A 6,061-nucleotide genomic window follows, 5' to 3' on the forward strand; every position below is an offset into this window, starting at 1 on the left:
CTATTGGTCGGTGCGCCATTTCCCCGAGGTGACGCCGCTGGGTCATGCCGCCCTGCCGCTAGTGGGCGGCTTGATTGTGACGGCCGTGATTTATGGTGGCATGGTTGCGTTCGGGCTGGACGTTATTCCGCGTCACACCATTGGCGCGACGGAATGGATCTGGATTGTGATCTATGCCTGTGCCGGGTTGGCGATATCGCAACTGCTATGGGTGGCCGCGGTCGGGCAAATCGGCGTGGCGCTTGCGTCTTTCCATATCAACGCAACGCCGTTTTATGTGATGATTTTCATGCTCTTCGCCGGTGCCGTTTGGGATTGGTATGCCGCATTCGGTGCTGCAATCGTGATCTGCGGAGTGCTGGTCGCGCAACTGCGCCGGCGTCCCAGATCGCAGGTCGTGCAACCCACCCACTAAAGCGCGTCGGCGGGGATCATCGCAAAAAACGCGCCCGCTGACATCACGCCAAACATGGCCGTGCCGTCCACGTCTTGTTCTGTGCCGCAATCGATCAGTCGATAAAAGCTCTTGCGATCCAGTCGCGCCTCTAGCCCTGCGCGCACCATGACATAGACCGAGGGTTCCTGCGTGTCGGGATCGCTGGTGAAGCGGATCGGATGGTTGGCATCTGCCGTCACCACATCGTCGACAAGAGTCGTAAATACCAACGCCTGCGTATCGCCAGCGCCAAAGACGTCTAGGTCAACCGCCACAAACGGCGCGTCCTCGACAGTCAGCCCTACCTTTTCAACCGGGGTGACCAGAAAATAAGCGTCGCCCTCTTTCTTGAGGATGGACGAGAAGAGTTTCACCATTTCCGGCCGATTGATCTGACCGCCTTCGTGGATCCATGTGCCGTCGCGTTTGATCTGCATATCCAGATCTCCGCAAAACGGCGGGTTCCACAGATGCACGGGTGGCAAGTCTTTGCCACTTGCGGCCTTTTTGGCCTGTTCCAGCCCGCCAGACGAGAGATTTACACTGTTTTGTGACGTCATTCTTTTTGCCATTTGCGCGTTGCGCGATACACTTTCAGGTAGATAGCTGATTTTCAGGAGACTTGTCATGTCCGAACCCGCGGAAATGCTGCGCGATATTGAAGCGCTGGGCGAAAAGCTTGGGCAGGCAAAGTCCATTATCTCGCGCCGGTTCATTGGTCAGGAAACCGTGGTGGATCTGACGCTGGCCGCCTTGCTGTGTGGCGGGCACGCGTTGCTGATCGGCTTGCCCGGCCTTGGCAAGACGCGGCTAGTGGATACGTTGTCGACTGTGATGGGGCTGAACGGCAATCGCGTGCAGTTTACGCCAGACCTGATGCCTGCCGATATCCTTGGCTCTGAAGTGCTTGAAACCGGCAAGGACGGCACCAAGGCTTTCAAATTCGTACCGGGGCCGATTTTCTGTCAGCTGCTGATGGCCGATGAGATCAACCGCGCCAGCCCGCGGACCCAGTCTGCTTTGCTGCAGGCGATGCAGGAACACAAAGTGACAGTCGCGGGCGAAGACCGCGCGCTTGAGGCACCGTTTCACGTCTTGGCCACGCAGAACCCGATAGAGCAAGAGGGCACCTATCCGCTGCCCGAAGCGCAGCTGGACCGTTTCCTTGTGCAAATTGACGTGCCCTATCCGGATCGCGATACAGAACGCGACATTCTGCTCGCCACCACCGGTGTTGAGGACGCTGGCGTCGAGGCGGTGTTCTCTGCGAGCGAGCTGATCGCCGCGCAAAACCTGCTGCGTCAGATGCCAGTTGGTGAAAGCGTAATGGACCTTATTCTGGATGTGGTGCGCGCCTGCCGCCCCGATGACGACAGCAGCAGCGACCACGTGCGTGATGTTGTCTCTTGGGGGCCAGGGCCACGGGCTGCACAGGCCTTTTTGATGATGGCGCGCGCTTGGGCGTTGATTGATGGCCGGCTTGCACCGTCGGCAGAGGATGTTGTTGCCTTGGCAGGGCCGGTGCTGAAACACCGTATGGCCCTGAATTTCGCAGCCCGTGCGCGCGGTGAAGACGTCGCAGGCGTTATTCGTGGTGTCGTCGAGACGGCTGACCGCAAAGAGGCCGCTGCGTGAGTTCATCCCCCCAGCTAAGACGCCGCGCCGAGGCGGCCGCGTCAAAACTCCCACCGCTTTTGGCGCGTGCGGAGCATTTGGCGAATACCGTTTTGCTGGGGGATCACGGGCGTCGGCGCGCCGGAGCCGGAGATGATTTCTGGCAGTATCGGCCGCTGCAAGAAGGTGACAGTTTTCGCATGATTGATTGGCGTCGGTCTGCAAAGTCAGACGCGCAGTATGTGCGACAACGGGAATGGCAGATCGCGCAATCGGTGAGCCTTTGGATCGATGGCTCGGCCTCGATGTCATATGCATCTGACACATCGCTTGCACCGAAATCGGATCGGGCACAGGTTCTGGCGCTGGCCCTGTCGATCCTGCTGATCCGGGCGGGAGAGCGTGTCGGTTTGGCCGGAGCTGAGTTGCCGCCGCGGCGGGGTGACGGGCAGATCTGGCGGCTCTGCGAAGCGTTGCTTGCGCCCGGGGATGCAGACTACGGAACACCCGAGGCGCGCGCCATGATCCCCAGATCACGGGCGTTGTTCATCTCGGATTTCATGGGGGATTTCGCCCCGGTTGAACAGGCCTTGGCCAAGGCTGCAGACCGTGGCGTGCGGGGCGTGTTGTTGCAGGTTCTGGACCCCGCTGAAGAGGCGTTTCCATTTCAGGGTCGCGCCATTTTTGAAAGCATGGGCGCGACGCTTGAGCATGAGACGCGCAAGGCCAACGACCTGCGCGATCGCTATTTGGAACGATTGGCCGACCGGAAAGCGGCCCTGCACCGCGTAGCGAAAGCCACTGGGTGGCAGGCCTTTACGCATCTGACGAACGCGCCGGTGCAACAGGCACTGTTGTGGCTTTATCGCGCAATGGAAGGGGGGCGATAATGTTTGGCCTGCCGCTTGCGTTTACCGCGCCATGGTTGCTGGTTGGGCTGATCGGCCTGCCAATCCTGTGGATCTTGCTGCGCGCGGTTCCACCATCGCCCATTCGACGTCGCTTTCCCGGTGTGGCTTTGCTCTTGGGTCTCAAGGACGACGAGAGCGTCATGGACCGCACGCCGTGGTGGTTGCTTTTGCTGCGAATGTGTCTCGTGGCGGCAGTCATTATTGGCCTGGCCGGACCTGTTTTGAACCCTGACGAAGCTGGGGACAGCGATGGGCCCCTGTTGGTTGTGCTTGATGGCGGCTGGGCGTCGGCGGCGTCCTGGTCCGAGCAAAGCGATCTGCTTGAGAACGAACTGAAAGAGGCCGGGCGCGCTGGGCGCGAGGCCGCGATTTTGCGCCTGACGTCGCCCGAGCCTCTGGCCTTTGTGCCTGCGGCATCTTTGGTGCGCCGCATACCCGACGTTGCGCCCTTGGCGTGGCTGCCGGATCAAGCGCACGTCGACGCGGTGCTGACCGAGATTCAGGGTCAAAGCTTTGACACGCTGTGGATCTCGGATGGTCTTGCGTTTGAAGGACGCAGCGACCTGCTGGATGTGTTGCAGGATGCAGGGCAATTGCGCGTCATTCAAAACAGCGCGCCCGTGCTCGCCATTCAATCGGTTGGCTTTGACGACGGTATTTTGACAGCGACGGTGCGCCGTTCGACACTTTTGCCAACAGGAGAGCGCCAGATTTTGGTGGTGGGCAAGGATCCCAACGGGATTGACCGCACACTGGCCCGCGCGCCTCTGCAGTTTGAGGCAGGTGAAACGCTGTCTGACGTGTCCTTTGCTCTGCCGTCGGAGTTGCGCGGCCGCATCACGCAGTTTCAAATCGATGGGGTGCGGTCGGCAGGTGCGGTGCATTTGACCGACGACGCCTTGCGCCGCCGCGAGGTTGCGATCATTTCCACGCGTGAAGATCGCGAGGGGCTCGAGTTGCTGTCGCCAAGCCACTATCTGAGGCAAGCCTTGGTCGAGACGACCGATCTGCTTGAAGCGGCGATCCCTGTGGCCATTCCGGCCAATCCTGACGTGATTATTCTGGCAGACATCGCGACGCTGGCCCCCGCCGAAGAAGCGGCGTTGCTGGGGTGGATCGAAGAGGGCGGATTGCTGTTGCGCTTCGCGGGTCCACAGATGGCCGCAAGCGACCTGAGCCGCTCTGAGGAACATCCGCTGATGCCGGTGCGGTTGCGTGCGGGTGGGCGGTCTGTCGGCGGCGCCATGAGTTGGGGTGAGCCCAAAACCCTTGCGCCGTTTTCCGAGGACAGTCCCTTTTACGGCCTGCCAGTGCCCGACGATGTAAGGGTCACAGCACAGGTGGTTGCGCAACCGGATCCCAGCCTTGCGGATCGTGTCCTGGCCGAATTGTCAGATGGCACACCGCTGGTGACTCGAAAACAGATCGGTCAAGGCCAAGTGGTTCTGTTCCACGTCTCGGCCAATGCCGAATGGTCCGGCCTGCCTTTGTCGGGCTTGTTTGTGCAGATGTTGGACCGGCTTGCAGTGTTGTCGGCCAAAGGCAGCAATGCCGTCGATGTCATGGAAGGAACGGTCTGGCAGCCCCTGCAAATTCTTGACGGATTGGGGCGGCTTTCTGATGGCAACACCCTGCCCGGAGTCGCTGGCGACGTGATTTCCCAAGCGCCTGTCGGCCCGACTGTTTTGCCGGGGCTCTACCAAAATGGCGACGAGGTTTTTGCGCGCAATGTCTTTGCCCCGCAAGACAGCCTCGAAGCCTTTAGCTGGCCCGAGGGCGTCGCAATCGAAGGGTTGGATCAAGACGCAAGTCGCGATCTGACGTCGTGGTTCCTGATCGCGGCCCTCAGCCTTTTGGCGCTGGACACGCTGTTGTCGTTGATGCTGTCAGGCCGTCTTGGCGGTTTGCGCACGGCGCCTTTGGCGATTGGTGTGTTGGGCATGATGGTGTTCTCGACCACTGAGGTTCAGGCACAAGATGCAGGCTCTCTGACCGATGAGGTCGCCTTGGCTTATGTTGTCACAGGGGATCAGCGGTTGGACGAGATGTCTTTTGCCGGGCTGTTTGGTCTGAGCAATGTGCTGTTTCGGCGGACCTCGGTCGAACCCGTGCGCCCCGTGGGGGTCGATCTGGAAACATCGGAACTGGCGTTTCACCCGTTCCTATACTGGCCGGTGACGCCAGATCAGCCGATGCCGTCGGATGCGGCCTATGCCAAGCTTAATCAATACCTGCGTTCAGGTGGGATGATCCTGTTTGACACCCGCGATGCGGATGTGGCGCGCCTTGGCTCGGGGAGCCCGAACGGGCGCAAGCTTCAGGCGCTGGCCCAGCCGCTGGACATCCCTCAGCTCGAGGTCGTGCCCAAAGATCACGTTCTGACGCGGACCTTCTATCTTTTGCAGGATTTCCCCGGTCGCTATGGCAGTCGCGAGGTCTGGGTCGAAGCCGCCCCTGCGGATGCAGCACAAGTCGAAGGCATGCCGTTCAGAAATCTGAATGACGGCGTCACTCCGGTTGTGATTGGCGGCAACGACTGGGCGTCGGCCTGGGCCACAAATGAGTTTGGCGTCTATCTTAACCCCGTGGGTCGCGGCCTTCAGGGGGAACGACAGCGCGAAATCGCCTATCGGTTTGGCGTTAACCTGATCATGCACGTGCTGACCGGAAACTATAAATCCGATCAGGTCCATGTGCCTGCTTTGCTGGACAGGTTGGGCCAATGAGCAACGAGATTTTCTTTGAACCTCTGATTGCGTGGCCGATCTTGTATGTGCTTGCGGCTTTGGTGGTGCTGACGGCTGGATTTGCCGCCTGGCGCGGGCTTAAAGGCTGGGCGTTGCGCGGCGCGGGTGCGTTGATCATCCTGCTTGCACTCGCGGGACCAGTTCTGCACCGCGAAGACCGTGCCCCCTTGTCTGACGTCGTGTTGTTGATAGAGGACGCAACCGCCAGCCAAACCCTTGGCGACAGGCCCGAGCAAACCGCTTTGGCGCTTGATACGTTGCAAAACCGCCTTGAGGCACGCGCCAACACCGACGTTCGCCGTGTGACCCTCAATGACGGTGAAGGTGACGCCGGAACCGAGCTGATGACCGCG

5 protein-coding genes and 1 pseudogene are annotated in these 6,061 nt (G+C 60.4%); 5 read left to right on the plus strand and 1 reads right to left on the minus strand.

The annotated features are described in order from the left end of the window. A partial coding sequence (locus ACEQWH_RS15470) for an EamA family transporter (RefSeq protein WP_370232349.1) occupies positions 1-415 on the plus strand: 415 nt, incomplete at its 5' end. On the opposite strand, the gene ACEQWH_RS15475 is transcribed toward ACEQWH_RS15470, so the two are convergent. Then, positions 412-996, minus strand: a complete 585-nt coding sequence (locus tag ACEQWH_RS15475; RefSeq protein ID WP_370232351.1) for a DUF1285 domain-containing protein — start codon at positions 994-996, stop codon at positions 412-414. The genes ACEQWH_RS15470 and ACEQWH_RS15475 overlap by 4 nt on opposite strands. 67 nt (positions 997-1,063) lie before the next feature. Between ACEQWH_RS15475 and ACEQWH_RS15480 the strand changes: the two genes are divergently transcribed. The 4 genes and pseudogenes from ACEQWH_RS15480 to ACEQWH_RS15495 all read left to right on the plus strand — a co-directional run. Further along, a complete protein-coding gene (locus tag ACEQWH_RS15480; protein WP_370232353.1) occupies positions 1,064-2,071 on the plus strand; it encodes an AAA family ATPase in 1,008 nt (335 codons plus the stop codon). Beyond that, the gene (locus ACEQWH_RS15485) at positions 2,068-2,940 is read left to right on the plus strand and encodes a DUF58 domain-containing protein (RefSeq protein WP_370232354.1); all 873 of its coding nucleotides are present in this window, start codon (positions 2,068-2,070) and stop codon (positions 2,938-2,940) included. The genes ACEQWH_RS15480 and ACEQWH_RS15485 overlap by 4 nt, the downstream gene beginning before the upstream one ends. After that, positions 2,940-5,687 carry a DUF4159 domain-containing protein gene (locus tag ACEQWH_RS15490; RefSeq protein WP_370232356.1) on the plus strand — a complete coding sequence of 916 codons (2,748 nt, stop codon included), beginning with the start codon at positions 2,940-2,942 and terminating at the stop codon, positions 5,685-5,687. The genes ACEQWH_RS15485 and ACEQWH_RS15490 overlap by 1 nt, the downstream gene beginning before the upstream one ends. Beyond that, positions 5,684-6,061: pseudogene (locus ACEQWH_RS15495) on the plus strand (hypothetical protein); the annotation flags it as partial. The gene ACEQWH_RS15490 and the pseudogene ACEQWH_RS15495, both read left to right, overlap by 4 nt.

Origin of the sequence: Cognatishimia sp. (genome assembly GCF_964229375.1) — a bacterium.
Classification (GTDB): domain Bacteria; phylum Pseudomonadota; class Alphaproteobacteria; order Rhodobacterales; family Rhodobacteraceae; genus Cognatishimia.

Bases quoted from the DNA above. Each gene is read 5' to 3' on its own strand.
- ACEQWH_RS15475 (WP_370232351.1), bottom strand. From the start codon at position 996: ATGACGTCACAAAACAGTGTAAATCTCTCGTCTGGCGGGCTGGAACAG.
- ACEQWH_RS15480 (WP_370232353.1), top strand. From the start codon at position 1,064: ATGTCCGAACCCGCGGAAATGCTGCGCGATATTGAAGCGCTGGGCGAA.
- ACEQWH_RS15490 (WP_370232356.1), top strand. From the start codon at position 2,940: ATGTTTGGCCTGCCGCTTGCGTTTACCGCGCCATGGTTGCTGGTTGGG.